Source organism: Delftia sp. WSY_22 (assembly GCF_043104185.1).
GTDB classification, from domain to species: Bacteria; Pseudomonadota; Gammaproteobacteria; order Burkholderiales; family Burkholderiaceae_C; genus Comamonas; species Comamonas tsuruhatensis.
Map to the genome: position 1 here is coordinate 40655 of NZ_JBICKN010000024.1, position 15780 is coordinate 56434.

Below are 15780 nucleotides of genomic sequence, written 5' to 3' on the forward strand. Positions count from 1 at the left end.
TTCCCAGGAGTCATTCATGGATCTCAGTACCCCTCTTGCAGCCGCCGCCGTTGCGGCCGGGCTGCGCACCGACGGCGCCCGCCTGTGGCAATCGCTGATGGACCTGGCGCGCATAGGCGCCACACCCAAGGGCGGCGTGTGCCGCCTGGCGCTGACGGACCTGGACCGCCAGGGGCGCGATCTCTTCGTGCAGTGGGCGCGCGAGGCTGGCTGCAGCATCCGCGTCGATGCCATCGGCAACATCTTCGCGCGGCGCGCGGGCCTGGACGATGCGCTGCCGCCCGTGATGACGGGCAGCCACATCGACACCCAGCCCACGGGCGGCAAGTTCGACGGCAACTACGGCGTGCTGGCCGGGCTGGAGGTGCTGCGCACGCTCAACGATGGCGGCGTGCGCACGCGCGCCCCGGTGGAGGTGGCCGTGTGGACCAATGAGGAAGGCTCGCGCTTCGTGCCCGTGATGATGGGCTCGGGCGTGTTCGTCAATGCCTTCACGCTGGAGCATGCGCTGGCCCAGCGCGATGCCCAGGGCGTGAGCGTGGACGAGGCGCTGCGCGCCATCGGCTATGCCGGGCCGGCCGGCCCGGCGCCTGCGGTGGGCGCGTATTTCGAAGCCCATATCGAGCAGGGCCCGGTGCTGGAAAACCATGAACGCGTGATCGGCGTGGTCAGCGCCGCGCTGGGCCAGCGCTGGTACGACGTCAGCGTGCAGGGCATGGAGGCCCATGCCGGCCCCACGCCCATGGAGCTGCGCCGCGACGCCCTGCTGGCCGCCAGCGACCTCGTGGCCGAGGTCAACCGCATCGCCCTGGACCGCCTGCCGCATGCGCGCGGCACCGTGGGATCGCTGGAGGTGTTTCCCAACTCGCGCAACGTGATCCCGGGCGGCGTCAAGCTCAGCGTGGACCTGCGCGCGCCGGACGACGGCCAGTTGCTGGACATGGACGCCGCACTGCGCGCGGCCTGCGAGCGCATTGCGGCCGCGCATGGCGTGACCGTTGGCGTGGAGCAGGTCGTCTACTTCCCGCCCCAGCCGTTCACGCCACACCTGGTGGAGGCCGTGCGCGCCAATGCCGCCGACCTGGGCTACAGCGCCATGGACGTGGTCAGCGGCGCGGGCCACGATGCCGTCTACCTGGCGCGCGTGGCGCCTGCCGCCATGATCTTCGTGCCCTGCGCCGACGGCATCAGCCACAACGAGATCGAGGATGCCGAGCCCGCCCACCTGGAGGCCGGCTGCAACGTGCTGCTGCGCGCCATGCTGGCGGCCGCGGGCGTGGTGCAGGCAGCGGACGGCGGGGTGCCGGCATGAAGATCCTGATCGCCCGGCTCAACCACGAGACCAATACCTTCTCGCCCGTGCCCACGCCCATCGAGGCGTTTGCGCCCACCTATGGCGAGGCGGCCTATTCGGCCAACAAGGGCATGCGCACGGCCATGGCCGCCTTCATCGACCTGGCCGAGGCGGCGGGCGCCACCCTGGTCACGCCCGTGTCGGCCACCTCCAATCCCAGCGGCCCCGTGCATGCGGCCGCCTATGACGAACTCACGCACCGCATCGTGGCGGCCGCGCCGGGCTGCGATGCCATCTTGCTGGACCTGCACGGCGCCATGGTGGCCGAGAACAGCGCCGACGGCGAAGGCGACCTGCTCGAACGCGTGCGCGCCGCCGCACCCGGCGTGCCCGTTGGCGTGGCGCTGGACCTGCACGGCAACATCACCGAAAAAATGGTGGGCAATGCCGATGTGATGGTCGGCTTCAAGACCTATCCGCACATCGACATGTACGAGACCGGCGAGCACGCGGGCCGCCTGCTGCTGGACATGCTGGCCGGCCGCGCGCGCTACGCCGTGTGCTGGCACCGCCTGCCCCTGATGAGCCACACGCTGCGCAGCACCACGCTGGACGGCCCCATGCTGGACGCCGTGAACGCAGCGCGCGCCCTGGAAGCGGAGGGCCTGCCCGCTGTCTCGGTGTTCGGCGGCTTCTCGCTGGCCGACATCGCCGCGCCCTGCGTGAGCGTGGTCGCCACCTGCAGGACCGACGAACGCGCGGCCACCCAGGCGAGCGTGGACGCGCTGGCCGCCCGGATCTGGCAGCGCCGCGCCGACTTCGTCTACCGCAGCGAGCCGCTGGCCGATTCGCTGCGCCGCGCCCAGGCCCTGGCCGAGGGAGCCGACCGCCCCGTGCTGCTGCTCGACCATGGCGACAACTGCATGTCCGGCGGCACCTGCGACACCATGGACGTGCTGCAGACCGCGCTGGAGCTGGGCCTGTCAGGCATTGCCGTGGGCCCGCTGTGCGACCCCGAAGCGGTTGCCTCGCTCACGGCGGCCGGCGAAGGCGCCGAGGTGGAGATCGCGCTGGGCAACAAGGTCTCGCTGGAACGCATCGGCCTTCACAAGCAGCCGCTGCGGCTGCGCGGCACGGTGCGCGCCGTCAGCGACGGCGCCTACACGGTCAGCGGCCCCATCTACACCGGCCAGCGCTGCCACATGGGCCGCACGGTCTGCCTGGACACGGGCGCAGCGCAGATCGTGATCACCGAGCAGACGCACGAGCCCTGGGACCTGGGCGTGTTCCACTGCGTGGGCATGGACCCGACGCGCTTTCGCTTCGTGCTGCTCAAGTCGCGCATGTACTGCCGGCCCGTCTTCGTGCCGCTGTCCGCCGGCCTGGTCGAGTGCGACAGCCCCGGCGTGACCACCTCGGACTATTCGCGCTTTCCGTTCGCCCAGGTCAGCCGCCCGGTGTTTCCGCTGGACGCCATCTGATGGACGCCATCTGATTGCCCGGCTTTGCGGCGCCGCGCAAGCAAAGACCGCCGCCGCCGCGGGACATTGGGCAACCAGGCATCACAACAGTTTCACAGCAGGGCCCGGCTATTGCCTGTCGGCCTACAATCGGTTCCCCCCTACCTCGGCCGACGGCACGCGGGCTGATCCGCGCGTGCGTTGGCCATGCCTTCGCTGGAGACGCTTGATGTCCGACAACACGGCCCCGACCCCTTCCGATAAACGTGCCCAGCTGCGCCGTGCCGCACTCGAATACCACGAGTTTCCCAAGCCCGGCAAGCTGACCATCGTGCCGACCAAGCCCATGGCCAACCAGCATGACCTGGCCCTGGCCTACTCGCCCGGCGTGGCAGCGCCCTGCGAAGAGATCGTCAAGGACCCGGCCGCCGCCTTCAAGTACACGGCGCGCGGCAACCTGGTGGCCGTGATCTCCAACGGCACGGCCGTGCTGGGACTGGGCGACATCGGCGCGCTGGCCTCCAAGCCGGTGATGGAAGGCAAGGCCGTCCTGTTCAAGAAGTTCGCGGGCGTGGACGTCTTCGACATCGAGATCAACGAGAAGGACCCGCAAAAGCTGGTCGACGTGATCGCCGCGCTGGAGCCCACCTTCGGCGCCATCAACCTGGAAGACATCAAGGCGCCCGAGTGCTTCTTCGTGGAGCGCGAACTGCGCCGCCGCCTGAAGATCCCCGTCTTCCACGATGACCAGCACGGCACGGCCATCACCGTGGCTGCGGCCATGGTCAACGCGCTCAAGGTCGCGGGCAAGAAGATCGAGGAGGTCCGGCTCGTCGCCTCGGGCGCGGGCGCCGCTGCCCTGGCCTGCCTGAACCTGCTGCTCAAGGTCGGCCTGCGCCGGGAGAACGTGTTCGTCACCGACCTGGCCGGCGTGGTCTACGAAGGCCGCACCGAACTGATGGACGAGGACAAGGCCCAGTTCGCACGCGCCACCGAGCTGCGCACCCTGGGCCAGGTCATCGAAGGCGCCGACGTCTTCCTGGGCCTGTCCGCTGGCGGCGTGCTCAAGCAGGACATGGTGGTCAAGATGGCCGCGCGCCCGGTGATCTTCGCGCTGGCCAATCCCAACCCCGAAATCGTTCCCGAAGACGTCAAGGCCGTGCGCAGCGACGCCATCATCGCCACGGGCCGCTCGGACTATCCCAACCAGGTCAACAACGTCCTGTGCTTCCCGTACATCTTCCGCGGTGCGCTGGACTGCGGCGCGACCACCATCACCACCGAGATGGAAATCGCCACCGTCCACGCCATCGCCGAACTGGCCCAGGCCGAGCAGAGCGAGGAAGTGGCGGCAGCCTACGTGGGCGAGCAGCTGAGCTTCGGTCCTGAGTACCTGATCCCCAAGCCCTTCGATCCGCGCCTGATGATGAAGATCGCCTCGGCCGTGGCCCAGGCTGCCGCCGAATGCGGCGTGGCCCAGCGCCCGATCCAGGACATGGACGCCTACCGCGCCCATCTGCAGACCTTCGTCTATGCCTCGGGCACGATGATGAAGCCGCTGTTCGCCACGGCCAAGAAGGCCACCAAGAAGCGCGTGGCCTATGCCGAAGGCGAGGAAGAGCGCATCCTGCGCGCCGCGCAGATCGTGGTGGACGAGCGCATTGCGCGCCCCACGCTGATCGGCCGCCCGGCCATCATTGCCCAGCGCATCGAGAAGTTCGGCCTGCGCCTGAAGGAGGGCCAGGACTACGACGTGGTCAACGTCGAGCACGACGAGCGCTACCGCGACTTCTGGCAGACCTACCACCGCATGACCGAGCGCAAGGGCATCACCGTGCCCATCGCCAGGATCGAGATGCGCCGCCGCCTGACCCTGATCGGCTCCATGCTGCTGCACAAGGGCGAAGTGGACGGCCTGATCACCGGCACCTGGGGCCAGACATCGCACCACCTGCAGTACGTGGACCAGGTGATCGGCCGCCGCGCCGGCGTGCAGACCTATGCCTGCATGAACGGCCTGCTGCTGCCCGACCGCCAGGTCTTCCTGGTGGACACCCACGTCAACTACGACCCCACGGCCGAGCAGCTGGCCGAGATCACCATCATGGCCGCCGAGGAAATGATGCGCTTCGGCGTCAAGCCCAAGGCAGCCCTGCTGTCGCACTCCAACTACGGCTCCAGCAACCAGCCCAGCGCCGTCAAGATGCGCCAGACCCTGGAGCTGCTGCGCGAGCAGGCCCCCTGGCTGGAAGTGGACGGCGAGATGCACGGCGACGTGGCCCTGGACGGCAAGGCCCGCGCCCAGCTCATGCCCAACAGCACGCTGCTGGGCAATGCCAACCTGCTGGTCATGCCCAACATCGACGCGGCCAACATCAGCTACAACCTGCTCAAGCAGGCCGCTGGCGGCGGCATTGCCATCGGCCCCGTGCTGCTGGGCGCCGCCCGTCCCGTGCACATCCTCACGCCGAGCACGACGGTGCGCCGTATCGTCAACATGACGGCGCTGACGGTGGCGGACGCTAACGCTAACCGTTAAGCACCCCCTGAGCGGCTTCGCCGCTTCCCCCGTGTGCACGGCGCCCTCTCTCGCTTCGCGGGAGGGGGACGACACCCTCGCTGCGGGGCGGCCCTTGCTCGGTGTCCCTCGTTTTGGCCGCGCGCGTTTTTGAGACAACGGGCGGCATTTGCATTGAATGGAAGGCAACTCAGGCGCAGAGTTGCCTTCTCACTGTTCAATCCCCAGACATTTCCTCGGTCAAGCTGCCTGTTTTTTAGGCAGAACTTGCATTTTGAGGGGTGTTCCGTCACACTAGCGGGTCGAGATTTCAGGGCTTCCCTGGATTTCTGAAAGGTGTAGTTGATGCTGAAGGCAGCCGCCGCCAAGGCGTACCAGTCCGGTCTAGCGCTCATCGTCGGGGCCGCCTTTGTGCTGTCGCCCTCGCTCGCTGATGCGCGCCGCTCGGCGCCCGAGAGCGTGGATTCGACGGCGGCCATGGCCACCGTCACCCTGTCAGAGCTGCCGCGCGAAGGCCGTTCCACCTATACGCTGATCCTGCGCGGCGGGCCTTTTGCCCACGACAAGGACGGCACGGTGTTCGGCAACCGCGAGCGCATCCTGCCGCGCCAGTCGCGCGGCTACTACCGTGAGTACACGGTGCGCACGCCCGGCTCGCGTGACCGCGGAGCCCGCCGCATCGTCTGCGGCGGAGAGCCCCAGCAGCCCGATGCCTGCTACTACACCAGCGACCACTACAGCAGCTTTCGCAAGATCATCGAATGACCTCGACCCAGTCTTTGCAGCCAGTTCGACCCTCCGCGTCCGACGCAGTGCGCTGGCAGGGGTCTGCATTTCATCCACAGCCCGGGGACGCCGCAGGCCAGGTGCCCGTACCCGCAGGCCACATCCACGTTAGAGAAAGAGCCACGGAGATGGATGCACCACTTCGTAAGATCCCGGACACCCCTTTGCGGAACGTGCGCGCCAACATCGTGCAGTCCATCCGCGCCTACAGGGTGGAGGATCTGCAACAGGCGGCCGAGACGCTGGGGTGCCATTTCCTGTATGCCAACCTGGCCCATGCGCAGACCAAGGCCGACATCCTGGAACTGCTGGCCACGCAGTTCTTCTTCCCCGCGCATTTCGGCAAGAACTTCGACGCGCTCTACGACTGCCTGACCGACCCCATCCACAAGGCCGGCCCGCAGCCGGGCTTTGTGCTCGTGCTCGACCAGATCCCGACCACGCCCAAGTTCGACAAGGAAGTGCGCGAGCAGCTGCTGGACAGCTTCCGCGACGCGGCCGAGTACTGGGCCGAGCGCAAGATCCCGTTCCGCTGCTTCTACTCTTTCCTGTAAGAGCCGCACATTGATTGCACGGCGCCAGCGTCCCATGCGGGCGCTGGCGCCGTGCGCCACCTGCGTCTAGCTGCGCGTGAACCGGGCTGCAAGTGCCTCGTACTCGGACACCGGCACTTCCTCGGCGCGGCGCTGCAGGTCGAACTCCCCGTCAAAGCCCTTGGCTTCCAGCCAGCGCCCCAGCGTGTTGCGCAGGATCTTGCGCCGCTGGCTGAAGGCCACCTGCACCATCTCCTCCAGCAGCTTCGCGTCCAGGGCCGCCGGCGCCTCGCGCGGGACCATGCGCACGACGGCGCTGTCCACCTTGGGCGGCGGATTGAAGCTCTCGGGCGGCACGTACAGCACGCTCTCCATCGCATAGCGCCACTGCAGCATGACCGTCAGCCGCCCATAGGCCGCCGTGGCCGGAGAGGCCACCATGCGGTCGATGACCTCCTTTTGCAGCATGAAGTGCTGGTCCTCGACCACGTCCACCTGCTCGAGCAGGTGAAAGAGGATGGGGCTGGAGATGTTGTAGGGCAGGTTGCCCGCAATGCGCAGCTTGGGCACGCCCAGGCGCGCAGCGATGGCGCGAAAGTCCACCTTGAGCACGTCGGACTCGACCACGTCGAGCTGCTCGTGCAGGCGCAGGCGCACGGCCAGGTCGCGGTCCAGTTCGATCACGGTGAGCCGGCCCAGGCGCTCGACCAGGGGCTGGGTCAGGGCCATCAGGCCCGGACCGATCTCGACCATGGACTGGCCCGGCCGGGGATCGATGGCACGCACGATGCCGTCGATGATGCCGCCATCGGTCAGGAAGTTCTGGCCGAAGCGTTTGCGAGGAATGTGTTTCATAGAAAAAGCAAGGCGGTGCGCCATGGCACCGCCTTCCATTGTGGACTGCCGCAGCCATGGCTGCTTGGGGGGTGTCTTATTGCGGGGGCTCGCGGTACTCGACGTAGGCGCGGCCACGCAGCTCCTGCAGCCAGGTCTGGTAGTCGGTTTCGAGCTTGCGCTCGCGCACCACGTTGCGCACCATGTCGCGCTGCTCGCGCGGCGTCAGCGCGGCCTGGCGACGCTCGATGAGCTGGATCAGGTGCACACCGAAGCGCGAGACCAGCGGGTCGCTGACCTGCCCGGGCTGCAGCGCATTGAGCACCTGCTCGAACTCGGGCACGAACTGGCCGGGCGAGGCCCAGCCCAGATCGCCGCCGTTGCGCGCGCTGCCGTCCTGCGAGAACTCGCGGGCCAGCGATTCGAAGCTGGCCTGGCCGCTGTCCACGCGGCGCTTGTAGTCGGCCAGGCGCTTGGCGGCATCGGCCTCGGTCATCTGGTCGCCGATGCGCAGCAGGATGTGGCGCGCATGGTTTTGCGTGACCACGGAAGGCATGCCGGCCTGCGACTTCTCCAGAACCTTGAGCACGTGAAAGCCCGCGCCCGAACGGAAGGGGCCGACGATGCCGCCCTGCGGCGTCTGGCCCACGGCCTTGGTGAACAGTTCGGGGTAACGGTCCAGCGGGCGCATGCCCATGGCGCCGCCGCCCTGGCCGTCGGGCACATCGGAGAACTCCTTGACCACGGCCAGGAAGTCGCCTTGCGTGCGGGCCGCCTCGGCGGCCTGCTTGGCGCGGGCTTCGCGCTCGGCCACTTCGGCGGGGCTGGCATCCTCGCGCACGGCGATCAGGATGTGGCCCAGATTCACGGCCGCCGGCGCCTTGTCGGCGCCGCCGCTGCGCTGCTCGGCCAGGTAGCGGTCGATGTCGGCTTCGGTCACGCGCACGCGGCCGTCCACATCGCGCTCGCGCAGGCGCTGCAGCGTGATCTGGCGGCGCAGTTCTTCGCGGAACTGCTTTTCGTTCACGCCCTCGGCCCGCAGGCGTGACTGCAGGCCGGCCTTGTCCAGGCCGTTTTGCCGCGCCACATTGGTCAGCGCCTGGTCCACGGCGTAGTCATCCACGCGCAGGCCCGTGTCCTTGGCTTCCTGCAGCTGGGCCTTTTCCACGATCAGCCGCTCCAGCACCTCGCGGGCCAGCAGCGCCTCGGGCGGCATCTGGCCGCCCTGCTCGGCAATGTTCTGCGCCACGCGCGCCATGCGGGCCCGCACCTCGTTGTTGGTCACGGGCTCGGAGTTGACCACGGCCACGATGTAGTCGGCCGAGCGCACGCCGGCATTGCTGCCGCGATCACGCGACAAGGGCTGGTTGGTGGCGTCCAGCGCGCGCGAGACGGAGGCATCGCCGGCCTGGGGCGCCCTGGACTGGCCCGGAACACGCAGGCCTTGCGCCTGGGCTGTGGTGGCCAGCAAGGCCAGCGCCACAGCGGCCGCTGCGCAGCAATGGGTCTGGGAAAGAAAACGCATGGGAGAGATGCCTTGCAAAAAGCGTGTTTGGAGCCTTGGCTCTAATCGTAATTGGTGAAGCGGCTGGGCGGCGTCACCGACTCGCGCAGGTATTGGTAGCGCGGCACATTCTGCTTGAGGCTGCGCTGCGGGTCGGCACCCAGGCTCAGCCGCGAGAAGCCTACGAACTCGATCTGGAACAGCAGCCGGGTGTTGGACTGGGTGATGGAGCTTTGCAGGCGCTCCAGCACCACGCGGCCAATCCAGCAGCAGCCGTCGTACTCCAGCCCGACCACGGTATCGACGAGCTTGCGGTCCTTCAGGCTGTAGTTCAGCCGGCCCACCGTGTACCAGCGGCCGCCGCCCTGGCCACGGCCGGCACCCAGGTCACGGCCCTTGTCGCCCCAGAGGTCGTTGATGGGCCATTGCCAGCCCACATCGACCAGCTTGCTGGCATCGGTGCGTGCCACGGTGTCGTACTGGGTACGGTAGGCCACGTTCACCGTGCGGTAGGAGCTGGGGCTGTAGCGCGCGCCGAAGGTGGTGCGCACCGGGCGGTTCAGGTCGCGGTTGTACTGGGTCGTGCCTTCGGTGGACCAGGCATCGGTCCAGTTGATGGCCGCACCCAGCAGCACGTCGGACAGCCGACTGGTGGCAGGCACCTCGCCGGGCAGGATGACCTTCTGGTCGGAGAAACGCACGCGCTGCGCAATGCCGAAACGCGCCTTTTCCGCGCCCGTGGCCCCGTCGATCAGGCGTGTGGTCGCGCCCAGGGTCAGCAGGTGGTTGTCGGCAATGCGGTCCTGGCCGTTGTAGTCGTTTTCGGAGTAGATGCTCGCGAAGTTGAAGTCGTTGCGCGCCGTGTCGTACAGCGGCAGAAAGCTCTGGTCGCGGTAGGGCGTGTAGGTGTAGAAGGCGCGCGGCTCGAAGGTCTGCAGCAGCTGGCGGCCGAACAGCGTGGTGTCGCGCTCGAACACCAGGCCGCTGTCCACACTGACCGTGGGCAGCGTGCGCGAGGCATTGCGGCTGCCGTTGCTCATCAGGCGGTCCACCTGGTAGTTGCTGGTGTGCAACTGGATCCTGGGCGTGATGAAGGCGCCCGGCGACAGGAAGGGACGGCTCAGCTGCGCCTGCATGTAGCTGCGCTGGCCGTTGTTGTAGGTCATGCCGGCCAGGGGCTTGTCGATCTCGAAGCGCGTGGTGTCGGCCACGAAGCTGAAGTCCAGGCCGTGCGGCAGGTCCAGCGGCGTGTAGCGCCATTGCAGCTGCGGCTTCATGCCGTAGGGCGGGGCAATGGGCGCCGATGCGTCCTGCATGGTCTGCCAGTACAGGGTGCGCAGGGTCAGCACCCCGTCGCCACGCGCCCAGGACAGGTTCACGTCGTTGGGCAGCAGGCGCTCGCGCAAGGAACGGGCGGCCAGCGGGAAATCACGCCAGTAGTTGTCGTCGCTGACGCGGTTGAGGTTCATGTTCAACCCCAGGCCGCCGATGGGCGAGCTGATGACGCCCCGGTGCTGCAGCGAGTAGGCCCAGCGGTCACGGTCGCGCTGGCGGTCGCCCGGCATGTAGGCCGCGTAGGCCTCGCCCGAATAGGTGGGCTCCAGATAGCGGAACTGGGCGCCCAGGTTGACGCCGCGCTTGCTCATGACCGAGGGATACAGGGTCATGTCGCGGTTGGGCGCGAGGTTCCAGTAGTAGGGCTGCGTGTATTCGATGCCGCTGAGCTTGTCCAGGCCCATGGTGGGAGGCAGCAGGCCCGACTTGCGCTTGTCCGACAGCGGAAAGCTCATGCGCGGCACGGGCAGCACGGTCACGCCCTTGAACTGCAGGGCCGCGCCTTCGGCCACGCCGACTTCCTCGGCCATGTCGATGTGCAAGGTCCGGGCGCGCAGCATCCAGGCCGGCTGCCAGGTGGCTTCGTCATCGCGCTGGCAGGTGGTGTAGGTCGCGTCATGGACCACGGCATGGTCGCGGTCGATGAAGTCCACGCGCGAGGATTTGCCGTAGGCCCCGTTGGCCAGGAAGCGGTAGCCGGCGTTGTCGAAAAAGCCCTTGAAGGCATCGACCTGCAGGTCCAGCTGCGAGCCTTCGTAGACATTGCCGGCCTGGTTGATGTGCACGGCGCCCGAGGCATTGACGCGGTCGTCGGGCACCTGGTATTCGAGCCGGTCGGCGCGGATCATGGTGTCGCCGCGGCGCAGTTCGGCATTGCCCTCGATCACCGCATTGATGTCCGGCTGGCCGCTGAGCGCGTCGCCACGCACGTAGACGGGCTGCTGGGAGCGGACCGCCTCAGGGTAGGTTTCCTGCATCAGCGTGCTGGGGCGCAGCGGGCGCACCTGCTGCAGCCGGCCTTCATCGGCCGCAGCGGGCTGGGCCTGGGCCAGCGTCGAGCCACCGGCCCATGCGAGAGCCACAAGCCAGGCCAGCGGGCGTACAGCGGGGCGCGCGGGCGCGCGGGCAGCCAGCGGATCGGGGAGCGGCGGTCGGAGGTACACGGTGGTCAACAGCGGCGGGTGGACAAAGGCGCAAGCCTAGCATCACCGCCGGGCATTCGCCGGGGTGGCGGTTTGTAGAATCGCGATTATCCATGAGCCATCCAAACACCCCCACGGCCGGCGTTGTCTGGGCCGACCCCGCCCGCCATGCCGCCTTCGACGCCTGGCTGGCCCCGCTGTCCGCCCGCCACGCGCTGCGCCCCGAAACCCTGCGCCCGGCATCGGCCGATGCCAGCTTTCGCCGCTATCTGCGCCTGGACACCGCCGCCGGCGCCAGCCTCATCGTCATGGATGCCCCGCCGGACAAGGAAGACTGCGCGCCCTTCGCCAAGGTGCAGGCGCTGATGGCCTCGGCCGGCCTGGCCGTGCCGCAGATCCTGGACTGGGACGCCGTGCACGGCTTCATGCTGCTGTCCGACCTGGGCGGCCACACCGTCATCGAGGCGCTGGACCCGGAAAAGCCCCAGGACGCGGAAGCCTGGTACCGCTCGGCGCTGGAGGTGCTGCTGGCCTGGCAGACCGCCTCGCGCCCCGACGTGCTGCCCGCCTATGACGACGCCCTGCTGCGCCGCGAACTGCAGCTGTTCCCCGACTGGTACATCGCGCGCCACCGCGAGACCGTGCTCGACGACAGGCAGCAGGCCACGCTGGCCAAGGCCTTCGACCAGATCGTGGCCCACAACCTGGCGGCACCCAGCGTCTTCGTGCACCGCGACTTCATGACGCGCAATCTCATGCAGCCCGTGACCGCCAGCGGCCCGCTGGGCGTGCTGGACTTCCAGGATGCGGTCTACGGCCCGGTGACCTATGACATCGCCAGCCTGCTGCGCGATGCCTTCATCAGCTGGGAAGAGGACTTTGTCATCGACATTACCGTGCGTTACTGGGAAAAGGCACGCAAGTCGGGATTGGTGGGCGCGCGCAGCCAAAGCGGCTGGGGCGACGATTTCGGCGAGTTCTACCGTGGCGTGGAATGGATGGGGCTGCAGCGCCACCTCAAGGTGGCCGGCATCTTTGCACGGCTGACACTGCGAGACGGCAAGCCCCGCTACCTGGCGGATACGCCGCGCTTCATCCACTACATCCGCGCCACCTGCAGCCGCTACCGCGAACTGACGCCGCTGCTGCGCCTGGTGGACCAGATCGAGAACATTCAGCCCCAGGTGGGCTGGGCCTACGGGCGCGTTTGAGGACAGGTACGCCATGCCACGCTTTCACTGCCCCATCGCGCTGCGCAGCGGCGACGACATCGAACTGCCGCCCGGCGCGGCCCGCCATGTGCAGGTGCTGCGCCTGCAGCCCGGCGACGGCATCACCCTCTTTCAGGGCCGTGCCGGCGAAGGCTTCAGCGGCGGCGAGTTCGAGGCCACCGTGCTGCGCATGGGCCGCAGCGACGTGGCCGTGCGCATAGGCGCGCACCACGCCGTGGAACGCGAACCGCTGCGCCCCGTGCACCTGCTGGCAGGCATCACGGCCAACGAACGCATGGACTGGCTGGTGGAGAAGGCCGCCGAGCTGGGCGCCGCCAGCATCACACCGCTGGTGGCCGAGCGCAGCGTGCTCAAGCTCAAGGGCGAGCGCGCCGAGAAAAAGCTGGCGCACTGGCAGGCCGTGGCCGTGTCGGCCTGCGAGCAGTGCACACGCAACCGCGTGCCGCCGCTGCATGCGCCCACCGACCTGCAAGACTGGCTGGAGGGCGGCGCGAAACAGCTGCCGCCCGGCACGCTGCGGCTGCTGCTGTCGCTGGGCGAGGGAACCCGGCCGCTGGGCGAGATCGTGGACGCCACGGCCGAGGATGCGCCCGTGGTCTTTCTATCGGGCCCCGAAGGGGGCCTCTCTCCGGCCGAAGAGGCCCTGGCCCGCGCCCAGGGTTTCGTGCCCGTCACGCTGGGTCCACGCGTTCTGCGCGCGGAAACCGCGCCCTTGGCCGCGCTGGCGGCGCTCACGCTGGACTGAACCGGCCCAGCCACTGCCGCAGCCTGGTGAACACGGGCGCGGCGAAGGCATCGCTTTCGTTGAACAGCTCGTGGTAGGCGCCGTCAAAGCACTGCGCCTGCACCACGGCCGGCGGCGCACGGTCGGAAAAGGCCTGGCTGCCGGCCGGCGCCACCAGCCTGTCGTCCCCTGCCCACAGCAACAGGCTGGGCACACGCCAGCTGCCCGCACGGGCCAGCACCTGCGGGCCGCCCTGCGCCAGAAAGCGCGCCAGCCGTGCGCTGATGCGGTCGTGGCACAGCGGATCGGCGCGGTAGGCATCGCAGACCGCCACGTCATGCGAGAGATACGGAATCTGCAGGCCGTTGGACACGCGCAGATCGGGCAGCAGGCGCGGCAGCGTGCCAACGAGCAATTTCTGGATCGGCGACAGGCCCACATCGAGGGCTGGCGAGGACAGCACCAGCGCATCGACAGGCCGGATGGCCCGGGCTACGAACAGCGCCGCCACCAGGCCGCCCAGGCTGTGGCCCAACAGCACCAGCGGCTGGCCGGCCGGTTGCCGGGCGCGCGTGTCATCCACCACGGCCGCCAGGTCGTCCAGAAGCCGGTTGTCGCCCGTCAGGCCACCGCGCGGCCCTGCCGAGCGTCCGTGGCCATATTGGTCGTAGCCGCGTACGGCATAGCCCCAGGCATTGAGCCGCTGGGCCAGCGCCGCATAGCGGCCGATGTGCTCGCCCAGGCCGTGCACCAGCAGCACGGTGGCGCGCGCCGGGCCCTCGCCGGCAGGCCAATCGCACAGTGACAGCTCGGCGCCGTCGCTGGACGCAAGGCGCGTGACCTGGCCTTGCGAGGCAGATGCAGGAACGGGTGCGGGGGCAGACGCTGCCATCACGCCACGCCGGCAGTGCCGGCACCGGCTTCGGAAGCTGCCTGCGTCACGGCCATGGCGGCGATCACCTGGGCCACGGCGGCCGTGAGCTTCTTGGCATAGGGCACGTGCAGGAATTCATTGGGGCCGTGGGCGTTGCTCTTGGGGCCGAGCACGCCGCAGACCATCATCTGGGCCTTGGGAAAGCCCTGGCTGAGCATGTTCATCAGCGGAATCGTGCCGCCCTGCCCGATGTAGCCGCAGGAGGCGCCGAAATGCGCCTGGCTGGCGGCGTTGAGCGCGTCCTCGAACCAGCCGTCCATGGCTGGCGCATTCCAGCCGCTGGCACCCGACAGCCCTTGCCAGGTCACACGGGCCTGGTAGGGCGCGTTGTCCTCCAGCAGCGCCTTCATCTCCTGCACGCAGGCGGCGGCATCGACCAGGGGCGGCAGGCGCAGGCTGAGCTTGAAGGCCGTGTAGGGCCGCAGCACGTTGCCGGCATCCTGCAGCGCGGGCAGGCCCTCTGCGCCTGTGACACTCAGCGTGGGCTCCCAGGTGCGCTTGACCAGCGCCTGCACCGGGTCGGTGGTGGTGGGCAGGGCAAACAGCGTGGAGCCGCCGCAGTCGTAGTGCGCCCAGGGAAAGCGCGCATAGGTCTCCTCGCCGAGGATGGCCGCCGTGGCGCGCATCTGGGCCATGCGGTCGGCCGGGACCTCGCAGTGGAAGCTGGCGGGCAGCAGGCGCCCGGTCTTGCTGTCCTCCAGACGGTCCAGCACCTGGCGCAGGATGCGGAAGGACGACGGCACGACGCCCGAGGCATCGCCCGAGTGCACGCCCTCCGTGAGGATCTCCACCTTCAGCGTGCCGCTGGCCATGCCGCGCAGGCTGGTGGTCAGCCACAGCTGGTCGTAGTTGCCGGCGCCGCTGTCCAGGCAGATCACCAGGCCCACATCGCCCAGGCGCGGACGCAGGGCATCGACATAGGGCAACAGGTCGCGCGAGCCGCTTTCCTCGCAGGTCTCGATCAGGCCCAGGATGCGCGGGTGCGGCACGCCCTGGCGCTTGAGCTCCTGCACGGCGGCAATGCTGGCGTAGACCGCATAGCCATCATCGGCACCGCCGCGCCCGTACAGCTTTCCGTTCTCGTACTTGGGCGTCCACGGACCCAGATCGCTGCGCCAGCCGTCGAACTCGGGCTGCTTGTCCAGATGGCCGTACATCAGCACCGTGGGGCTGGAGGCCGCCTTGTCCTGCGTGCCTTCCACCTCGAAGAACAGCACCGGCGTGCGGCCCGGCTGGCGCACGATCTCCAGCGTCAGGCCCGCCACCTTCTGCGCCTGCACCCAGTCGGCCGCATTGCGCAGCACGGTCTCCAGGTGGCCCTGCTGCTCCCAGTCGGGCGCGAACATGGGCGACTTGGCGGGAATGGCGATGTACTCGGTCAGCGCCGGGACGATGCGCTCGTCCCAGGAGCGGCTGATCCGGTCCAGCGCGGCTGCGGGCTGCAGCAGTTGTGAAGGAGTGCGTGCATTCATGGTGGGTCCTCG

12 protein-coding genes are annotated in these 15780 nt (G+C 68.6%); 7 read left to right on the forward strand and 5 right to left on the reverse strand.

Going from position 1 to position 15780, the window contains the following annotated elements:
* Positions 1-16: 16 nt before the first annotated feature.
* The 5 genes from ACF8NF_RS13530 (at position 17) to ACF8NF_RS13550 (ending at position 6612) form a co-directional block, all read left to right on the forward strand.
* Entirely contained in the window at positions 17-1312 is a 1296-nt protein-coding gene (locus ACF8NF_RS13530) for a Zn-dependent hydrolase (RefSeq protein ID WP_016447229.1), read from the forward strand.
* Entirely contained in the window at positions 1309-2775 is a 1467-nt protein-coding gene (locus ACF8NF_RS13535) for a M81 family metallopeptidase (protein WP_016447230.1), read from the forward strand. Before ACF8NF_RS13530 ends, ACF8NF_RS13535 begins: the two co-directional genes overlap by 4 nt.
* A 208-nt stretch (positions 2776-2983) precedes the next feature.
* The gene (locus tag ACF8NF_RS13540; RefSeq protein WP_016447231.1) at positions 2984-5293 is read left to right on the forward strand and encodes an NADP-dependent malic enzyme; all 2310 of its coding nucleotides are present in this window, start codon (positions 2984-2986) and stop codon (positions 5291-5293) included.
* 324 nt (positions 5294-5617) lie between these two features.
* A complete protein-coding gene (locus ACF8NF_RS13545; RefSeq protein WP_074921142.1) occupies positions 5618-6037 on the forward strand; it encodes a ribonuclease domain-containing protein in 420 nt (139 codons plus the stop codon).
* A 149-nt stretch (positions 6038-6186) separates the two neighbouring features.
* On the forward strand, positions 6187-6612 hold the full coding sequence (locus ACF8NF_RS13550) for a barstar family protein (RefSeq protein ID WP_013804792.1): 426 nt from the start codon (positions 6187-6189) through the stop codon (positions 6610-6612).
* Positions 6613-6678: 66 nt separating this feature from the next.
* Here the strand turns inward: ACF8NF_RS13550 and rsmA are convergent, their stop codons facing one another.
* The 3 genes from rsmA to ACF8NF_RS13565 form a co-directional block, all read right to left on the reverse strand.
* On the reverse strand, positions 6679-7446 hold the full coding sequence (gene rsmA, locus ACF8NF_RS13555; RefSeq protein ID WP_017404994.1) for a 16S rRNA (adenine(1518)-N(6)/adenine(1519)-N(6))-dimethyltransferase RsmA: 768 nt from the start codon (positions 7444-7446) through the stop codon (positions 6679-6681).
* A 76-nt stretch (positions 7447-7522) separates the two neighbouring features.
* The gene (locus ACF8NF_RS13560; protein WP_016447234.1) at positions 7523-8950 is read right to left on the reverse strand and encodes a peptidylprolyl isomerase; all 1428 of its coding nucleotides are present in this window, start codon (positions 8948-8950) and stop codon (positions 7523-7525) included.
* A gap of 41 nt (positions 8951-8991) precedes the next feature.
* On the reverse strand, positions 8992-11427 hold the full coding sequence (locus tag ACF8NF_RS13565) for an LPS-assembly protein LptD (protein WP_043791605.1): 2436 nt from the start codon (positions 11425-11427) through the stop codon (positions 8992-8994).
* A gap of 92 nt (positions 11428-11519) precedes the next feature.
* On the opposite strand from ACF8NF_RS13565, the gene ACF8NF_RS13570 reads away from it, so the two are divergent.
* Together ACF8NF_RS13570 and ACF8NF_RS13575 are read left to right on the forward strand one after the other, a co-directional pair.
* Positions 11520-12617, forward strand: coding sequence for an aminoglycoside phosphotransferase family protein (locus tag ACF8NF_RS13570; protein WP_016447236.1), 1098 nt, complete (start codon positions 11520-11522; stop codon positions 12615-12617).
* Positions 12618-12630: 13 nt separating this feature from the next.
* Positions 12631-13383: a 16S rRNA (uracil(1498)-N(3))-methyltransferase gene (locus tag ACF8NF_RS13575; RefSeq protein ID WP_016454204.1), complete on the forward strand. Its 753-nt coding sequence runs from the start codon at positions 12631-12633 to the stop codon at positions 13381-13383.
* On the opposite strand, the gene ACF8NF_RS13580 is transcribed toward ACF8NF_RS13575, so the two are convergent.
* Complete coding sequence (locus tag ACF8NF_RS13580; RefSeq protein ID WP_392450721.1) at positions 13370-14254, reverse strand: alpha/beta hydrolase; 885 nt, start codon at positions 14252-14254, stop codon at positions 13370-13372. The two genes, ACF8NF_RS13575 and ACF8NF_RS13580, sit on opposite strands and share 14 nt — an antisense overlap.
* Positions 14254-15768 (reverse strand): M20 family metallopeptidase, encoded by a 1515-nt coding sequence (locus ACF8NF_RS13585; protein ID WP_212645613.1) that lies wholly within the window; start codon positions 15766-15768, stop codon positions 14254-14256. Before ACF8NF_RS13585 ends, ACF8NF_RS13580 begins: the two co-directional genes overlap by 1 nt.
* Positions 15769-15780 lie beyond the last annotated feature (12 nt).